Source organism: Acinetobacter sp. TUM15071 (assembly GCF_008980925.1).
GTDB classification, from domain to species: domain Bacteria; phylum Pseudomonadota; class Gammaproteobacteria; order Pseudomonadales; family Moraxellaceae; genus Acinetobacter; species Acinetobacter dispersus.
This window is the reverse complement of the sequence record NZ_BKGB01000077.1, coordinates 1-430: the sequence shown is the minus strand read 5'-3', so window position 1 is coordinate 430 and position 430 is coordinate 1. Positions and strand designations below refer to the sequence as shown.

Genomic DNA, 430 nt, shown 5'->3' with positions numbered 1-430 from the left:
GTGGTGAATGGTGAAAAGTACTATTCAACAGGAAGTATTTTTGCTGACTGGATCGATTTATTTGCTTACGATGAAGTGAATGACCGTCATGTGATTGCTGCTATTTATCGCCATGAAACTGGGGTAAGTGTTATTGATGATTGGGATGGCTTTGGTCAAAAGACAACGGGCAGTGGTACTTTAAAAGTACATCAGGTTCATTTACCAGCTTCGCACCTTATTCCATTTGATTAGCGTTTTAAATATCAGACCGCTTTTTATCAGGTTGTCCACCTTGCAACCCTAACAGGGATTGCGCATGCCGCGGTCGAAACTTTTAGCCAAGAAATACGTGAGCGAAAACGTATTTTTAGTCATGGTAATGGCGACCTTGTCCGTCACGATCCACAAGTTTTACAGGTGGTGGGTAAAGCCTCTGCTCAAGCTTATG

At 42.6% G+C, this 430-nt stretch carries 1 pseudogene; it reads left to right on the top strand.

Annotated elements, in window-relative coordinates:
• Positions 1–430: pseudogene (locus GBI66_RS19320) on the top strand (monooxygenase); the annotation flags it as partial.